This is a genomic window from Polynucleobacter wuianus (assembly GCF_001659725.1).
In the GTDB taxonomy this organism is placed as follows: Bacteria; Pseudomonadota; Gammaproteobacteria; order Burkholderiales; family Burkholderiaceae; genus Polynucleobacter; species Polynucleobacter wuianus.
Map to the genome: position 1 here is coordinate 772,789 of NZ_CP015922.1, position 17,280 is coordinate 790,068.

12 protein-coding genes are annotated in these 17,280 nt (G+C 47.2%); 7 read left to right on the forward strand and 5 right to left on the reverse strand.

What is annotated here, in order from left to right:
* Positions 1 to 17: 17 nt before the first annotated feature.
* The 4 genes from glnL to A8O14_RS04120 are packed head-to-tail and all read left to right on the forward strand — an operon-like array spanning position 18 to position 4,062.
* Positions 18 to 1,139, forward strand: a complete 1,122-nt coding sequence (gene glnL / locus A8O14_RS04105; protein ID WP_370623033.1) for a nitrogen regulation protein NR(II) — start codon at positions 18 to 20, stop codon at positions 1,137 to 1,139.
* Entirely contained in the window at positions 1,136 to 2,587 is a 1,452-nt protein-coding gene (gene ntrC, locus A8O14_RS04110; protein ID WP_068948363.1) for a nitrogen regulation protein NR(I), read from the forward strand. Before glnL ends, ntrC begins: the two co-directional genes overlap by 4 nt.
* On the forward strand, positions 2,580 to 3,428 hold the full coding sequence (gene xth, locus A8O14_RS04115) for an exodeoxyribonuclease III (RefSeq protein ID WP_191904670.1): 849 nt from the start codon (positions 2,580 to 2,582) through the stop codon (positions 3,426 to 3,428). The genes ntrC and xth overlap by 8 nt, the downstream gene beginning before the upstream one ends.
* Before the next feature lie 28 nt (positions 3,429 to 3,456).
* Positions 3,457 to 4,062 (forward strand): glutathione S-transferase, encoded by a 606-nt coding sequence (locus A8O14_RS04120; protein ID WP_228385125.1) that lies wholly within the window; start codon positions 3,457 to 3,459, stop codon positions 4,060 to 4,062.
* A 19-nt stretch (positions 4,063 to 4,081) separates the two neighbouring features.
* On the opposite strand, the gene A8O14_RS04125 is transcribed toward A8O14_RS04120, so the two are convergent.
* From A8O14_RS04125 to A8O14_RS04140, 4 genes are read right to left on the reverse strand one after another with little or no spacing between them, the layout of a single operon-like run.
* Positions 4,082 to 6,217: a M3 family metallopeptidase gene (locus tag A8O14_RS04125; RefSeq protein ID WP_068948365.1), complete on the reverse strand. Its 2,136-nt coding sequence runs from the start codon at positions 6,215 to 6,217 to the stop codon at positions 4,082 to 4,084.
* Between the two features lie 18 nt (positions 6,218 to 6,235).
* On the reverse strand, positions 6,236 to 7,090 hold the full coding sequence (folD, locus tag A8O14_RS04130) for a bifunctional methylenetetrahydrofolate dehydrogenase/methenyltetrahydrofolate cyclohydrolase FolD (RefSeq protein WP_068948366.1): 855 nt from the start codon (positions 7,088 to 7,090) through the stop codon (positions 6,236 to 6,238).
* A gap of 22 nt (positions 7,091 to 7,112) precedes the next feature.
* Positions 7,113 to 7,760: a response regulator transcription factor gene (locus A8O14_RS04135; RefSeq protein ID WP_068948367.1), complete on the reverse strand. Its 648-nt coding sequence runs from the start codon at positions 7,758 to 7,760 to the stop codon at positions 7,113 to 7,115.
* A gap of 36 nt (positions 7,761 to 7,796) precedes the next feature.
* Positions 7,797 to 10,313, reverse strand: coding sequence for a PAS domain-containing sensor histidine kinase (locus A8O14_RS04140; protein WP_068948368.1), 2,517 nt, complete (start codon positions 10,311 to 10,313; stop codon positions 7,797 to 7,799).
* 222 nt (positions 10,314 to 10,535) lie between these two features.
* On the opposite strand from A8O14_RS04140, the gene aceE reads away from it, so the two are divergent.
* From aceE to lpdA, 3 genes are read left to right on the forward strand one after another with little or no spacing between them, the layout of a single operon-like run.
* Complete coding sequence (gene aceE / locus A8O14_RS04145) at positions 10,536 to 13,232, forward strand: pyruvate dehydrogenase (acetyl-transferring), homodimeric type (protein WP_068948369.1); 2,697 nt, start codon at positions 10,536 to 10,538, stop codon at positions 13,230 to 13,232.
* A gap of 14 nt (positions 13,233 to 13,246) precedes the next feature.
* Positions 13,247 to 14,863 (forward strand): dihydrolipoyllysine-residue acetyltransferase, encoded by a 1,617-nt coding sequence (gene aceF / locus A8O14_RS04150; RefSeq protein WP_068948370.1) that lies wholly within the window; start codon positions 13,247 to 13,249, stop codon positions 14,861 to 14,863.
* Positions 14,864 to 14,872: 9 nt separating this feature from the next.
* Positions 14,873 to 16,660 carry a dihydrolipoyl dehydrogenase gene (gene lpdA / locus A8O14_RS04155; protein WP_068948371.1) on the forward strand — a complete coding sequence of 596 codons (1,788 nt, stop codon included), beginning with the start codon at positions 14,873 to 14,875 and terminating at the stop codon, positions 16,658 to 16,660.
* A gap of 87 nt (positions 16,661 to 16,747) precedes the next feature.
* Here lpdA and A8O14_RS04160 read toward each other — a convergent pair whose 3' ends face one another.
* Positions 16,748 to 17,122, reverse strand: coding sequence for a hypothetical protein (locus A8O14_RS04160; RefSeq protein WP_068948372.1), 375 nt, complete (start codon positions 17,120 to 17,122; stop codon positions 16,748 to 16,750).
* Positions 17,123 to 17,280 lie beyond the last annotated feature (158 nt).

The following is a 17,280-nucleotide window of genomic DNA, read 5'->3' on the forward strand; positions in this document are numbered from 1 at the left end:
AGAACTTGAGCGCAGGTTTGTTGCGCAATTCGTTCAAGGGAGCAGCTTCGGCTGCTCCTTTTTTTCCGACATTGCTCGATCAGATGCCCAATGCCATCGTGGTTTTTGAGGCGGAGAACCAACAATTGGTTTATGTGAACCCAGCTGCTGAGTCAGCCCTGGATCTTTCACGTAAATCACTTGAGGGTCAATCTGTGTTTGATTTATTTGGTGATAACAATGCATTAAACAGCATGATTAGCGAGGTCAAACAGGGTCATGTATTGGCGCAACGCCAAGAGATGGTCCTGCACTCCTTGCCGGGAAGCATTCATCAGGATTCAATTCCTGCACACGTAGTGATCGCTGCGCTTGAAGATCCCGCATTGATCATGATGGAATGGTTTCCAATTGATCAGCAACTGCGGAGTGAACGCGATGAGCGCGTGACGCAGCAAGTTGAGGCAAATAAGCAGTTAATGCGTAATTTAGCGCATGAGATTAAGAACCCATTGGGCGGTATTCGTGGGGCAGCTCAGCTATTGGAGTTTGAGTTACCCGAAAAAGGTTTACGTGAATACACGCAAGTCATTATCAAAGAGTCTGATCGATTGCAAACGCTAGTAGATCGTCTGCTTGCACCGCATCGTAAGGCCCATGTGATTGAGTCGTTTAATGTACATGAGGCATTAGAGCGTGTCCGCAGCTTAGTGTTAGCCGAGTTCCCTAAAGGCCTGCGTATCATTCGTAACTACGACACCAGCTTGCCCGATATCATGGGTGATCGTGAGCAACTCATTCAGGCAACCCTTAATATTGTGCACAACGCTGCACAAGCTCTTTCAGAAGAAATTAGCCGGGGTGTTGCTCAAATCGAATTAAAAACCCGCGTGGCAAGATCGGTCACGATTGCAAAGCATCGCTATAAGTTAGCCATGGATTTGCATGTGATTGATAACGGCCCCGGTATTCCAGAAGAGATTATTGAGCGCATCTTCTTTCCATTGGTTTCTGGGCGAGAAGGGGGTAGTGGCTTAGGTCTTACCTTGGCCCAAACCTTTGTTCAACAACACCAGGGCTTTATTGCTTGTGATAGCCGCCCTGGACGTACCGATTTCCATATTCAAATTCCATACCGTAGGCAGGAGAAAACATCATGAAACCAATTTGGATCGTCGACGATGACCAATCTATTCGTTGGGTTTTAGAGAAGGCCTTGGCGCGCGAAAAAATTCCGCACAAAAGCTTCTCTAATCCAAATGATGTACTCAATGCTTTAGAGAAAGAGACTCCGCAGGTATTGATCTCTGATATTCGGATGCCGCGCGGCAATGGCTTGGATTTATTGCAGCACGTTAAAGCCAGCCATCCCAATCTACCAGTCATCATTATGACTGCCTATTCTGATTTGGATTCTGCAGTTTCCTCATTTCAGGGTGGCGCATTTGAGTACCTTACTAAACCATTCGATGTAGAAAAAGCAGTCGAGTTGATTCATCGTGCGGTAGAGCAGGGCATTCGTAGCGAGTCGGGTGCAAAAGAGTTGGTAGGCCTCAGACAGGAGTCGACCGAGATCATTGGTCAAGCTCCAGCAATGCAAGAAATCTTTCGTGCCATTGGTCGTTTAGCGCAATCCCATTCCACGGTTCTCATCACTGGTGAGTCTGGTGCTGGTAAAGAGTTGGTGGCGCATGCTTTGCATAAGCACAGCCCTAGAGCAAAAGGCCCCTTTGTATCGCTGAGTACCTCTGCCGTGCCAAAGGATTTACTAGAGTCGGAGCTCTTTGGTCATGAGCGTGGCGCTTTCCCAGGTGCACAGACTCTGCGTCGTGGTCGCTTTGAACAAGCGGATGGCGGGACACTCTTCTTGGGTGAGGTTGGTGATCTACCATTTGATCTGCAAACCCGTTTGCTGCGTGTTTTAAGTGACGGGCATTTCTACCGTATTGGTGGACAAGATCCGATCAAAGCGAATGTGCGCATTATTGCTTCAACTCACCAGAATCTAGAGCAACGTGTTGTAGCTGGATTCTTCCGTGAAGATTTAATGCATCGCTTGAATGTGATTCGTTTGCGCATGCCTGCCTTGCGTGAGCGTAGCGAAGATATTCCGATCCTAGCAAGACACTTCATGCTCACTTGTGCAAAATCTTTGGGAGTGGAGCCCAAAAAACTCTCTGATGAAGTGCTTAAAGAGATGAGTGCTATGCCGTTCCCGGGTAACGTACGTCAACTTGAGAACTTGTGCCATTGGTTGACGGTGATGACGCCGGCAAACATCATTGGCGTTGGCGATCTTCCAGCTGATATTGTTGCTGAGGCAGGCGAGCAGACAGTCATTCTGCAAGGCGAATCAGCGCCCATCAATCCAATTGCTTTCAAAGGTAATGCTAGCGATTGGGAGAGTGGACTTGGTCGCCTAGCTGTCAAAATGCTGCAGGATGGTGACAAAGAGGTTTACGATGCACTATGCGCACGTTTTGAGAAAGCTGTATTGCAGGCTGCGCTAGAAGTAACGCGTGGTCGTCGTGTCGAGGCAGCGCAACGTCTTGGTATTGGTCGCAACACGATTACTAGAAAATTGCAGGAACTGGGGATAGATGACTGATTCAATTCGAATTGCGGCGTGGAATGTGAATTCCTTAAAAGTTCGCCTTCCACACGTACTTCGTTGGTTACAGGATCAGGAAAAAAAGAAAGAGCCAATTGATGCCTTATGTTTACAAGAACTCAAGCTCACGGATGATAAGTATCCCCATTCAGAACTAGAGGCCGCTGGCTATCTCAGCCTAGCAGCAGGGCAAAAGACCTATAACGGTGTTGCCATCATCGTTCGTAAAGTCGCTTTAGCATCCATTGCATCAGATGCTGCCACCACTTTTCTGAAACCAATTAGAAACATTCCTAATTACGAAGATGAGCAGCAACGCATCTTGGCTGCGACTGTTCCATTTGCTGGCATGCAGCCCATTCGATTGGTCTCTGCGTATTTCCCCAATGGGCAGTCTCCTGATAGTGATAAGTTTGCCTATAAGCTTAATTGGCTTAAATCACTTCAGCGCTGGTTAGCAGAGGAGCTAGTACAAAGCCAACGTCTTGCGCTCCTTGGTGACTTTAATATCGCACCAGAAGATCAAGACGTGCATGACCCAAAGGCTTGGGAGGGTCAAAATCTTGTGTCACCACCAGAGCGCAATGCCTTTCAAGAAATATTACAACTTGGAATGACTGACTCTTTCAGAATGTTTGAACAATCACCAAAGACTTTTAGTTGGTGGGACTATCGCATGATGGGCTTTAGAAGAAATTCTGGCATGCGTATCGACCATATCCTCTTGAGTGAAGCGCTCAAAGAAAAATGTAGTGCCAGCATCATTGACAAAGAGCCGAGAACTTGGGAGCAGCCCTCTGATCATGCCCCAGTGATCGCTACTATCAAAAAATCTTAGGCTAACTTAATCCAATCGCGCATTCATGATGCCTATTTTGTATTCGTATCGGAGATGTCCTTATGCCATGAGAGCCCGCATGGCATTAAAGTACGCAGGCATCCAAGTAGAGCACCGAGAGATTGCTTTAAGAGACAAGCCCAAGTCTATGCTCTTGGTATCGCCCAAGGGGACTGTGCCCCTTCTCTGCTTGGGCGATCAAGTTCTAGACCAAAGCTTAGATATCATGCAATGGGCATTGACTCAGTCTGATCCAAATGGATGGAGTAATGCTGACCCTAGCAATGCGCAAGACTGGATTGAGAAAAACGATGGGATATTTAAGAAGATATTAGATCAATACAAATATCCCAATCGACATCCAGAGCTCAATCCAGAAGAGGTGCTCAATACCGCAATGGATTTCATGCTCAAACTTATGGAGCAATCACTGAATGCAACTCAATACCTATTAGGAAATCACATCACTTGGGTTGATATCGCCATTTTTCCATTCATCAGGCAATTCTCTATGGTCAATCCTGATCAATTTACAGAGTTGCCATTACCAGCAACCAAAAAATGGCTAGCCAATCATCTTGAATCTGAATTATTTAAGTCGGTAATGGAAAAACACCCCACTTGGTTAGAGTAAGCGGGGTGTGATTTGTTACTTATGCCAAGCCACCATGCCTTAATAGCGCATCAATGCTCGGCTCTCTACCGCGAAAAGCTTTAAAGGACTCGGCAGCAGGGCGACTGCCACCCACTTCCAGAATCTCTTCTCGATAGCGAGACCCCGTCTTAGGGTCAAGTACTGAACCAGTTAATTTAGCAGCCTCCTCGAAAGCGGAGTAGGCATCTGCAGACAAAACTTCAGCCCATTTATAGCTGTAGTAGCCAGCCGCATAACCACCTGCAAAAATATGGCTAAAGGTATTAATCCAACGTGAGATCTCTGGCTGTGGAATGACATTAAACTCAGCGGCCATTTTTCTGGAGAGATCGAGCACTGCCTGACCTTGTGCATTCTTTGGATCAAAGTGCGAGTGTAATCTCCAGTCGGTGAGTGACATTACAATCTGACGCAAAGTCATAAGACCGTTCTGAAAATTTTTGGCTGCCAAAATTTTGTCGAATAATTCACGGGGTAATGGCTTGCCAGTATCAACATGGGCAGTCATCTTTTCCAGTACCTCCCATTCCCAGCAGAAGTTTTCCATAAATTGGCTTGGTAACTCGACTGCATCCCATTCCACACCGTTAATGCCTGAAACACCCAGGGCACTCACTTGTGTTAACAGGTGATGCAAACCATGACCACTCTCATGGAAGAGGGTAATCACATCATCGTGGGTAATTGTTGGTTGACGTAAGACCCCATCGACTTTGACTGGTGGAGCAAAATTACATACGAGATATGCAACCGGGATCTGAATCTCACCATTAGGCAGCTCTCTACGACCACGGGCATCATCCATCCATGCTCCACCACGCTTGCCTGGACGGGCATAGGGGTCTAAGTAAAAATACGCTCGGATTTTTCCAGCTTGATCTTTAACAGCAAAAGACTGCACATCAGCGTGCCAGGTTGGCAAGTCTGCAGACTCAATCTTGACGCCAAACAGGGTTTGGATCACGCCAAACAATCCATCCAATACTTTGGGTAGCGGGAAGTATTGCTTCAGTTCATTCTCTGAAAAAGAATAGCGCTCCTGTTTCAAGCGTTCAGCAGCAAAAGCCGTATCCCAAGGCTGAACGCCATCGGTTAGTCCAAGCTCTGTTTTAGCAAATTGACACAATTCATCCCAATCTCTTTGGGCAAAAAGTTTTGCCTTGTTGGCAAAGTTCGTTAAGAAGAGATCGACTTCGTCAACGGTATTAGCCATCTTTGGAGCTAGGCTCAGCGCAGCAAAATTTGCAAAGCCAAGCATGCGCGCTTCTTCATCACGCAGGCGTAATTGATCAAGCATGTTCTGGCTGTTATCCCAATCAAGCTTACCATTGGCAAATTGAGGTCCAAGCTCAGACGAGCGGGTTACATAGGCCTCATACATGAGGCGACGTAGCGCTCGATTCTCACAGTACTGCATCACTGGGTAGTAAGAGGGGAAATGCAAAGTAAAAGCCCAACCTTGCAAGCCTTTTTGCTGCGCGGTATCGGCAGCAGCGGCTTTGACATCCTCTGGTAACCCAATCAGATCAGCTTCATTGCCAACGAGATGAACAAAGCTATCGGTTGCATCGAGCACATGATCAGAGAATGCTTTTCCTAAAACGGCTTGTTCATCCTGAATTGCTGAAAAGCGGGGTTTGTCAGCATCGCTTAATTCAGCGCCACCAAGACGGAAGTCTCTTAAAGAGTTCTCAATCACCTTTTTCTGTGCACGATTGAGTCTGGCAAACTCAGGACTCTTACTGAGCTCTTTGAACTTTTTGTACAGAGCTAGGTTTTGTCCAAGACTAGAAAAGAATACAGTGACTTCCGGAAGCATTGCGCCATAAGCAGCCCGCAACTCAGGGGTATCGGCAACACTATTGAGATGGGAGATGACACCCCAAGATCTGCCTAAAGCTTCTGTTGCATCCTCTAAAGGTTCGGCCAGAGCATCCCAGCTTGGTGGCGTCTTAGCGTCAGTCGCAACATCCACCGCTTCTTGCGCATGCTTAAGTAAAAACTGAATAGCGGGAGTGATGTGCTCAGGCTTAACTGCTGAGTAAGCAGCCAATCCTCGACCAAAGGTCAACAGAGGATTGTTTTGTAATGCAGGGGGTAAGTTATTTAAAGCGGGTGAGAGAGATGTATTCATCCCTCTAGCTTAATGGATCTATGGTTTGGCTGCTTTTTCAGCGGCTTCCAAAGTATTCATCAAGAGCATGGTGATGGTCATTGGTCCAACCCCACCTGGAACAGGGGTAATCCAGCCGGCCACATACTTAGCGGCATCAAAATCGACATCGCCACAAAGCTTGCCATCCGGCAGGCGGTTGATGCCCACGTCGATAACAACAGCGCCATTCTTTACCATGTCACCGGAGATCATTTTTGGCTTTCCAGTTGCTACCACCAAAATATCAGCATCTTTAGTGTGGTGAGCCAGATCACGGGTTTTACTATTGCAGATCGTTACTGTTGCACCAGCTTGCAGTAACAACATTGCCATTGGCTTGCCCACAATATTGGAGGCGCCAACAATCACAGCACGAGCGCCGCGAATAGGGTAGTCAATGCTTTCGAGAATCTTCATACAGCCATAAGGTGTGCAGGGCTTAAATTCAGGCTGGCCTACCATTAAGGCGCCAGCATTGGCGACGTGGAAACCATCCACATCTTTTTCTGGGGCAATAGCTTCGAGTACGCGCTCAGAGGCAATATGCTCCGGCAAAGGGAGTTGCACCAAAATCCCATGAATCGAGGGATCGGCATTGAGAGTAGCAATCCGAGCGAGCAATTCTTCTTCGCCAAGCTCCGCAGAGTAACGTTCTAGTACTGAATGAAAGCCAACATCTTCACAGGCTTTCACTTTGTTGCGCACATACACTTGGCTGGCAGGATTTTCACCAACAACGATAACTGCTAAACCTGGTCGAACCCCTTTTGCAGTAACAATTGCACCACGGGCAGCAATTTCTGCGCGCAGTTTTTTAGAGAGGGCGTTTCCGTCGAGTAGTTGAGCGGGCATTACAGGTCAATCTGGATGAGAATTAATTGGGCTGTGGGTCAGATAAGGCGAGGCGTAGCAGGTCTGCGACAGTATTGACGTTGAGCTTTTCCATAATGTTGGCACGGTGAGCTTCAACAGTTTTGATAGAGATGCCAAGGTCATCCGCAATTTGCTTGTTTAAACGTCCAGCAACAATGCGCTCGAGTACTTGACGCTCACGACCAGTCAATTTGCTCAGTAAGCTCTGAGTAATTTTGCGTTGGCTCGCTTGTGAGTAATCCACACGAGCTTTAGCTAGCATACGATCAACTAAACCACAGAGATCATTTTCTTTAAAAGGCTTTTCAATAAAATCAACAGCACCACGCTTCATGGTGGAGACTGCCATCGATACATCACCGTGACCTGTAATGAAGGCCACTGGCATTGGTAAATTTTCACTAATCAAACGTTCTTGTAATTCGAGGCCAGACATACCCGGCATACGAACATCCAGAATGGCGCAAGAGATAGTGGACTTATCTGTGCTTTGGAGGGACTGTAAGAATCTTTCAGCGCTTGCATGGCAACGCACGACATAACCATTGCTTTCTAAAAGCCAAGTGAGGGAGTCGCGAACTGCTTCGTCATCGTCAACGACATAAACAACTTCGGCCTGGTTGGGTTTGGTACTCGCGTTCAAGTTCATATCGGATCTCACAAGGTGATTCAGTCGGTATTGCTATTAAACATTACCCGCTGCTTCCGGGGAAACTAGGGGTAAGAGTATTGTAAAGGTGCAGCCAGCCAGCTTAGTATGTTCGGCATCCATACGATTGACCGCCCATAGACGGCCTTGGTGGGATTCAATAATGGAGCGACAAATATTGAGCCCCATGCCCATTCCATCAGATTTAGTGCTGAAAAAAGGCTCAAACATGCGCTGGGAGACCAATTCTGGGATTCCAGACCCACCATCACTCACCTGAATGCGAAGCATGGCTGGGAAGATGCTGGTATCGAGGTCAGCGGAGATATTGACCGCAGGGGCCGACCAGCGAGAAGAAAGCGGGTAGGCCTCGCGCGTGCTGTCTAGGCCATTTTTGAGGAGATTAACCAATACTTGCAATATCAATACTGGATCAATATCTACCTCGGGGAGATTCTCGGTTATGTTCGATGTCATGGTGAGGCGATGTCGGTGCGCCTCAATCTCGACCAATCCCACTGCATCATTGATGATCTCGCTAATGGCTGTAGATTTTCGTTGCGGCTCGCTGCGTTTAACAAATCCACGAATACGCTGAATGATCGTACCGGCACGGTGAGCCTGTTCAGATGCTTTTTCAAGAGCAGGCAAGATATCTTTTGTAAGCGCAGGATCTAAATTGCCCTCTAAACGTTTAGCCACACCCATGCAGTAGTTAGAGATCGCTGAGAGCGGTTGATTTAATTCATGTGCAAGAGATGAGGCCATCTCACCCATAGTGGTTAAACGACTAGTAAATTGCATGCGCTCCTCTTGTAGCCGCGCTGATTCATCCGCCTCCTTACGAGCCGTAATATCAGTAGCAATTAATAGTTGAGCTAAGTGGCCATCGACCCAAGGAATGAAACGGCGCCTAACCTCATACCACTTATTGCTGCCATCACTCAGTTGAATTTCTTCAGACTCGGACTCTTGATATAAAAAGGAGGTAGGGATACCGGGAGGAGAGTCTTGCAGATCTTCCGCAACATCATGCAGGGTTTCTAAGTTATTGGCATTGCCAGCCAGTTGGAAGTGACCTTTCGAATCGTCTCCAAAATTTTCTCGATAGAAGCGATTGGCAAATAAAAGCTGATCGCTTTCCAAATCCACTACAGACACTGCAGCGTCTAAACCTTCGAGCACGGTAATAAAGCGCTCTTGTGATGCTGCCAGCTCTTCTCGAATTTTTTTAGGCTCAGAGATATCAATTAAAGAAGTGACCCAGCCAGTTTGCTTGCCCCGCTCATTAATTAAGGGAGCAATAAAAGTACGGGTCTGAATCAAGGAGCCATCGCGTCGCAAAATAGCCCCCTCAATACCAGTCTTCGATCCCGTGTCTGATAAAAGAGCGCGGTTCATTTTGTCGACAAGCTCATCACGCCTGGCATCAGGCCAGAAGGGGAAGGGGGGCAAAAGACCTACCAGCTCTTTTGCCGACCACCCAGTCATTTCACAAAAAGCGCGATTTACATAAGTAATGCGCTTTTGCATATCGTGTGCACGAATACCCACCGGAGTAGAGTTTTCCATCGCATTACGAAAACTGGTTTCTGTGCTTAAGTTAGCTTCGGCCTCTTGTCGCACTTGCATCTGCTTTAGTACTGACCATAGACTCCAAATTACAAAAGCGGAGAGTCCAATCACCACACCAATCAACATGCGGAAAGTCAAATTGGTTGGGGGTGGATAGGTGTCGATGCGTAATACTAAATTTGGACTTAATACGCCAATATCCAAACTGGTTTGATTGCTAAAAGCCCGCTTGGGTGTATCGCGATCGGAGGAGATGGAGAGAACTCTCTCCTTGTCAGTGAGGAGGGTGAAGCGGTAATGGGCTTTGAGCTCTCCCGGAATGATGTCTAAGATGCCTTGCGTTGTGTACAGAGCCGCTAAAAAACCAATAACTTGGCCGCCTACAATATTGGGAGCGACTTGCCAGAAGACTGTTCTTCTATCCTTTACTAGAGGTTCTTCATCCGATAGATTGAGTGAAATGAATTGACTAAAAGCTGCTCTACTTGTAGCGCGACTTAGCTCAATAGCTTTGTTAAGACCCTCATTGACCGCTTGATCATTCTGGGTTTTGCTAATCCAATCGGTTTTGGCATTATTGACAGGAACTGTCCATTGTTTTGTATTTTCTGCATTGAGCCAAATGATTTTGACAATTTCATGGTTATTTAAAACCAAGTCATCTGCTTGCTCGCGAACAAGTTGCCTGAGTTTTGTATCTTCACTACTTGCCGCGATTTCGCGATTAATCGTATTTAATGAATCGGCATTATTGGCAAAGCGTAATTGAATGCGTTGCTTAGCAAATGACAGTTCTCTAAATAGAGCCGCCTCTTGTTGCCCCTTTTCCTGCAAGTGCAGGGTGCCCAAAATAATGCCCATGACTACGGTAAACAACACAATCGCAAGAAGCGGGGTGTAAACGAGCCTAAATCCGCGAATTTTGCGGAGCCAGTTAAAGGGCTTAATGACTAAGCCGAATAAAGCTGTTGATTTCATAGGAATAAGGTCATTTTGCCTTATCGGAGCCTATAAATCGCATTTTTGACCTGATCCCTAAATTCTATTTGCATCGCAATAAAATACCACATTATGAGAAATATTATCATTATGTGGAAAATTGCTTGTTTACACCCATATACCTTTCTAGAATGTTGCCTATAGAGTGAACGACAAATGTTGAATTAATGAAATAACTGAAATATCTATTGGAGACAAGTTATGGCTGCGGTTCCAGACCAAGTATTAGGCAAGCAAAATCTACAGGATGCGGATCCTGGTGAAACACAAGAATGGTTACAGGCCCTTGATGGCGTTATTCACAATGAAGGTCCGCAGCGTGCTGCTTACTTAATTGATCAGCAGATTTCTCATGCACGTGTGAATGGGGTAGATCAACCCTTCCATGCAGAGACCCCTTATATCAATACGATTCCAGTAGAGAACCAAGCACGCTTGCCTGGTGATCAAAACGTGGAACACCGCATTCGTTCATACACTCGTTGGAATGCCATGGCCATGGTGCTGCGTGCAAACAAAGATACCAATGTGGGTGGACATATTTCCTCATTCCAGTCTGCCGCAACTTTGTATGACGTTGGTTACAACCACTTCTGGCATGCACCATCTCCAGAACATGGCGGCGACTTGATATTTGTTCAAGGTCACTCAGCTCCAGGTGTCTACGCCCGTGCCTATATGCTGGGGCGCCTAACCGATGACCAATTAAATAACTTCCGCCAAGAGGTTGGTGGTAAAGGTATTTCTAGCTACCCACATCCTTGGTTGATGCCAGACTTTTGGCAGTTCCCAACGGTATCGATGGGTCTTGGTCCAATCATGGCGATTTACCAAGCTCGTTTTATGAAGTACTTAAGAGACCGTGGCTTTATTCAAGAGCAAGGTCGTAAGGTTTGGGCTTTCTTGGGTGATGGTGAAACTGATGAGCCAGAATCTTTGGGTGCTATCGGTATGGCTGGTCGCGAGAAGTTAGACAACTTGATCTTCGTGATCAACTGTAACTTGCAGCGTTTAGATGGACCAGTACGCGGTAATGGAAAAATTATTCAAGAGCTCGAGAGCGAATTCCGCGGCGCAGGCTGGAACGTCATTAAGGTGGTATGGGGCGGTCAGTGGGATGCTTTGTTTGCCCGCGATAAGAAGGGCATCTTGATGCAGCGTCTTGGAGAGATCGTGGATGGTCAATACCAGACCATGAAGGCCAAGAATGGTGCTTACGTTCGCGAGATCGTATTTAACACCCCAGAACTCAAAGCCCTAGTAAGTGACTGGAGTGATGAAGAGATTTGGCAACTGAACCGTGGCGGCCATGATCCGCACAAAGTGTATGCAGCTTTTCACGCGGCAGTGAATCATAAAGATCAACCAACCGTGATTCTGGCGCACACCATCAAGGGATACGGTATGGGTGGTTCTGGTGAGGCAATGAACATTGCTCACCAAGCTAAGAAGATGAATGATGATGATGTTCGTCGTTTCCGTGATCGCTTCGAGATTCCAGTAAAAGACGAGCAACTCGATGACATGCCTTTGGTGAAGTTTGCGGAAGGTAGTCCAGAACTAGAGTACATGAAAGCGCGTCGCCAAGAGTTAGGCGGTTACTTGCCACAACGTCGCGCTAAAGCAGAAAGCTTGCCCGTACCAGCATTGGATGCATTTGCACCATTGCTAGAAGCCACCAGCGAAGGTCGTGAGATTTCTACAACGATGGCCTTTGTGCGCATGCTCAATACTGTTGTCCGTGACAAGACTATCGGTAAGCGCGTAGTTCCAATCGTGCCAGATGAGTCACGTACTTTCGGTATGGAGGGCATGTTCCGTCAACTGGGTATTTGGAATCAGTTGGGCCAGCTTTACACCCCAGAAGACCATGATCAATTGATGTTCTACAAAGAAGACAAAACTGGTCAGATTTTGCAAGAGGGTATTAATGAAGCGGGCGGTATGTGTGACTGGATCGCGGCTGCAACTTCATACTCTACTCATGGGGTACCCATGTTGCCGTTCTACATCTTCTACTCTATGTTTGGTTTCCAGCGGATTGGCGACTTAGCTTGGGCGGCAGGTGATATGCGTAGCCGTGGCTTCTTGCTTGGAGGAACCGCTGGTAGGACTACTCTGAATGGCGAAGGCTTACAACACGAAGATGGTCATAGCCATCTGTGGAGCGCTGCGGTACCAAACTGCATTAGCTATGACCCAACTTTTGCATTTGAATTGGCAGTAGTAATTCAAGATGGTATGCGTCGTATGCTTGAAGTTCAAGAAGATGTTTATTACTACGTGACTTTGATGAATGAGAACTACGCTCATCCAGCAATGCCAAAAGGCGCTGAAAAAGACATCATTAAAGGGATGTACAAACTCAAGTCTGTAGGTGACAGCAATGCGAAGTTACGCGTCCAACTCTTAGGTTCTGGAACGATCTTCCGTGAGGTCATTGAAGCGGCTGAGATGCTACAAAAAGATTGGGGCATTGCCTCTGACCTATGGGGTTGCCCAAGCTTTACTGAGTTAGGGCGCGATTGGAATGCGGTACATCGCGCTAACCTGCTCAACCCAACTGCAGCACCAACACTTTCTCATGTAGAGAAGTGCTTGAAAGACACTACTGGTCCAATCGTTGCGGCCACTGACTATGTTCGTATGTTTGCTGAGCAGATTCGTCCAGCGATTCAGCACATGGGTCGTCGTTATGAAGTTTTGGGTACAGACGGTTTTGGTCGTTCCGATACTCGTGAAAAACTCCGTGACTTCTTTGAGGTAGATCGCCGCTGGGTAGTGATTACTGCTTTGAGATCTTTGGTTGACGCAGGTCAGCTTGATCGTCAGAAATTGGCTGATGCTATTAAGAAGTATGGCATCGACACTACTAAACCAAACCCAATGACGGTTTAAAGCGAGATTAATTCATGAGTCAAACTATTGAAATCAAAGTACCGGACATTGGCGACTATAAAGATGTGCCAGTCATTGAAGTTCTTGTTAAAGCGGGTGACAAGGTCGAAAAAGAACAGTCAATTGTTGTTCTGGAATCTGATAAAGCCACGATGGATGTTCCTTCATCGCACTCTGGTGTAGTGAAAGAGGTTAAGGTAAAGGTTGGTGACAACCTTTCTGAGGGCTCAGTTGTCATCACCTTAGAGGGGGGCGCAGCATCTGCAGCGGCTCCAGCTCCAGCAGCTTCAGCTTCTGCACCTGCGCCAGCCCCGGCAAGTGTTGGTGGTGCACCAATCGAAATCAAAGTGCCTGATATTGGTGACTATAAAGATGTGCCAGTTATCGAAGTCTTGGTTAAAGCGGGCGATAAGGTTGAAAAAGAGCAATCAATCGTTGTGCTTGAGTCCGATAAAGCAACCATGGATGTACCTTCATCACACTCGGGTGTTGTAAAGGAAGTGAAAGTAAAAGTTGGCGACAATCTTTCTGAGGGATCAGTTGTCGTGATTTTAGAAGGCGGATCTGGTTTAGCATCAGCGCCTGCTCCAGCAGTTACATCAGCACCAGCAACCCCAGCAACCTCAGTAACTAAGCCAGTTGAGCCTCCAATCGCTCGAGCACCGGCTCCTCCTCCGATTAGCAGCACTCCTGCGCCAGCCGTTGATGCAACATTAAGTCATGCTAGCCCATCAGTGCGTAAATTTGCGCGTGAACTTGGCGTGACGATTACGCAAGTTAAAGGCTCTGGCCCTAAGGGTCGCATTACTCAAGAAGACGTTCAAGCATTTGTCAAAGCAGCCATGAGTGGTGGCGCAGGCAGTCCTGCTGCAGCCTCAAGTGGCGGCAGCTTAGGCGGTCTCAATTTGATTCCATGGCCTAAAGTGGATTTCACGAAGTTTGGTGAGATTGAGCGTCAACCTCTTAATCGTATTAAGAAGCTCACAGCTGCTAATCTGGGACGCAACTGGGTAATGATTCCTGCCGTGACTTATCACGAAGATGCAGACATCACTGACTTAGAGGCATTCCGCGTCCTCACTAATAAAGAGAATGAGAAGAAGGGTGTGAAGATCACCATGCTCGCGTTCTTAATGAAGGCTGCAGTGGCTGCGCTGAAGAAATATCCGGAGTTCAATAGTTCGCTTGATGGCGATGATTTGATTCTCAAGAAGTATTTCAATATCGGCTTTGCTGCTGATACTCCAACCGGTTTGGTTGTGCCAGTCATTAAAGATGCTGATAAGAAAGGTATCTTCGAGCTCGCTAAAGAAACCTCTGAATTGGCTGCACTTGCTCGTGATGGCAAATTGAAGCCAGATCAAATGCAGGGTGCCAGTTTCACGATTTCTTCATTGGGTGGTATTGGTGGCACTTATTTCTCACCAATCGTCAATGCTCCTGAAGTTGCCATTCTGGGTGTTAGCAAAGCTGCAATGAAGCCCGTGTGGGATGGCAAGCAATTTGTGCCACGCCTGATTTGCCCATTGTCTCTTTCTGCAGACCACCGCGTGATTGATGGTGCTTTAGCGACACGCTTTAATGTATACATCGCTCAACTCTTAGCCGACTTCCGTCGCGCTTCTCTGTAAGGAGGATCTATGGCTAAGCAAACGATCCTCGTTCCTGATATTGGCGATTATTCAAATGTACCCGTCATTGAAGTATTGGTAAAAGTCGGCGATACGATTGAGAAAGAGCAGCCATTACTCGTTCTCGAATCTGATAAAGCGACGATGGAAGTTCCTGCGGACGCTGCTGGAACTATCACAGCTATCTCGGTGAAGTTGGGAGATAAAGTTAGCAAAGGAACGGTCATTGCTGAGATTGAGGCAAGCGCAGCAGCGCCCGCTGCAACACCTGCACCTGCGGCCACTCCAGCTCCAGTCGCTACCCCAGCACCAGCTGCCATGGCTCCTGCTCCAAAGGCAGGGCAGTACAGCGGCAAGGTTGATCACGAGTGCGAAGTATTGGTTCTAGGTGCTGGTCCTGGTGGTTATAGCGCGGCATTCCGTAGTGCTGACTTAGGTATGAACACCGTTTTGGTGGAGCGCTATGCAACTTTAGGTGGCGTTTGCTTAAACGTGGGTTGCATTCCATCTAAAGCATTGCTGCACACCACTGCAGTCATGGATGAAGTCAAGACGATGGCTAAGCATGGCATCACCTTTGGTGCGCCGAAGATTGAGATTGATCAATTGCGTGGTTACAAGGAATCTGTCATTGCCAAGCTTACAGGTGGTTTAGCTGGTATGGCCAAAGCTCGTAAAGTCAAAGTTGTTCGTGGCTTGGGGCGTTTCTTAGATGCAAACCATGTCGAGGTTGAGCTCACCAGTGGCGATGGCCAAGACTTAACCGGTCAAAAAGAAGTAGTGCGTTTTCAGAAAGCCATCATTGCAGCTGGTAGTCAGCCAGTGAAATTGCCTTTCTTGCCAGAAGATCCGCGCATTGTAGATAGTACGGGCGCTTTATTGCTCAAAAGTATTCCAAAAAGAATGCTCGTGATTGGTGGCGGCATCATCGGTTTAGAGATGGCGACTGTCTACAGCACTCTAGGCTCACGCATTGATATTGCTGAGATGATGGATGGCCTCATGGCTGGTGCCGATCGTGATTTAGAAAAAGTCTGGGAGAAGTTCAATGCCGGACGCTTCGAAAAGATCATGCTCAAGACTCGTGCTGCCAAAGCAGAAGTGAAGCCTGATGGCATTCAAGTGAGCTTTGAGGGTGAAAATGCACCTGCAGAACCACAGACTTATGACTTGGTGCTGGTAGCAGTTGGTCGCACGCCAAATGGTAAGAAGATTGCTGCCGATAAAGCAGGCGTTCAAGTTGATGAGCGTGGCTTTATTCCTGTAGATAAACAAATGCGTACTAATGTACCGAACATCTTTGCGATTGGTGACTTAGTAGGGCAGCCGATGTTGGCGCATAAAGCAGTGCATGAGGGTCATGTGGCGGCTGAAGCGGCAGCAGGCGAGAAGTCATACTTTGATGCCAAGCAGATTCCATCAGTTGCCTATACAGATCCTGAGGTGGCTTGGGCCGGCCTTACTGAAGAGCAGTGCAAAGCCCAAGGCATTGCATATGAAAAAGGTTTGTTCCCGTGGGCAGCAAGTGGTCGCGCGATTGCCAATGGTCGTGATGAAGGTTTCACCAAGCTCATTTTTGATGCAAAAACGCATCGCATCATCGGTGGCGGCATCGTGGGCACTCATGCTGGCGATCTGATTGGTGAGGTTTGTCTTGCTATTGAGATGGGTGCTGATGCAGTAGATATTGGTAAAACCATTCATCCACACCCAACTTTAGGTGAGTCCGTCGGCTTAGCTGCTGAAGCAGCTCATGGTCATTGCACAGACTTGCCACCAGTGAAGAAGAAGTCTTAAGCAATACCATTGCTATTGAAGCGCTTCAAATACAAAAGCCCCGAGAGATCGGGGCTTTTGAGCTTTTTGCGCAGATGAAAATATAGATTATGAAATGAGTTCAGCTTTAAGCTCGCGAATGCGTTCATCTACGTAATAGCCACCACATTCCGTATAACGAAGGTACTTGCACTCGCAATGCTTGCATTTATAAACGTCAGACTTGTTATAGGGGTGAAAGGGGATAGAGATAGGGGCGTCCTTGGACCACATATCAGTACCATTGGGATGATCTTCGTCCCAGCAATCAGGGGCGTCCTCTACTCTTAGGGTAGCAATGCATTCCAGAGAATTCGTTGTAAAGCCGCCCGGGATACTTTCCCAGCCAGCGCAGCTGAGCGACTGGCAGTCCGGACACTTATCTTTAGAGTCAAAAGACTTGGCGATCGATAGTAATTCGTCTCTATTCAGGCTTTTGGTCATTTCAACTGTTTTTGTATAAAAGTGCGCTGAGTAAGGTATATTTTTACTAAAGAATAAATCTTAGCTTATGCCTTATGCGGATAGGCGAAGAAAGAGAGAATATTAATAATGAAGAGACAGCTATTGCTTGGAGTAGGGCTTTGCGTATTCCTAGTCAT